The organism is Halomonas sp. ATBC28, from assembly GCF_005937175.1.
Taxonomy (GTDB): domain Bacteria; phylum Pseudomonadota; class Gammaproteobacteria; order Pseudomonadales; family Halomonadaceae; genus Vreelandella; species Vreelandella titanicae.
Window position 1 is genome coordinate 1 of the sequence record NZ_VCQL01000154.1, and the last position, 411, is coordinate 411.

1 protein-coding gene is annotated in these 411 nt (G+C 54.5%); it reads left to right on the forward strand.

Going from position 1 to position 411, the window contains the following annotated elements; all coding sequences use genetic code 11:
• A partial coding sequence (locus E0L35_RS25795) for an ROK family protein (RefSeq protein ID WP_138801755.1) occupies positions 1-411 on the forward strand: 411 nt, incomplete at both ends.

Sequence of the window (411 nt, forward strand, 5' to 3'; positions counted from 1 at the left end):
GCTATACGGAGCAGGAAGATGGTCCATCAGTCAGTTGCTATTGCGGCAAACACAACTGCGTGGAGTCGTTTGTTTCCGGCAGCGGTTTTAGTGAACGCTATCAACAGATGACTGGTAACTTGCTCACTCCTGCGGCGATTGTCACCCTGGCACAACGTGGTGATGCTTGTGCCATGCAGCAGGTGGCACGTTTTCGCCAACAGCTTGCCCGCACGCTGGCAACCATCGTTAACGTTGTTGACCCTGGCGTGATTGTGATCGGCGGCGGGCTTTCGAATGTGGAACTGCTTATCACCGATCTGAACGCAGAAGTCGCTCCACTGGTTTTCACCGATCAATTCACCACTCCCATTGTAAAAGCACAGCACGGCGACAGTAGCGGAATGCGTGGCGCTGCCTGGCTTGCTATGC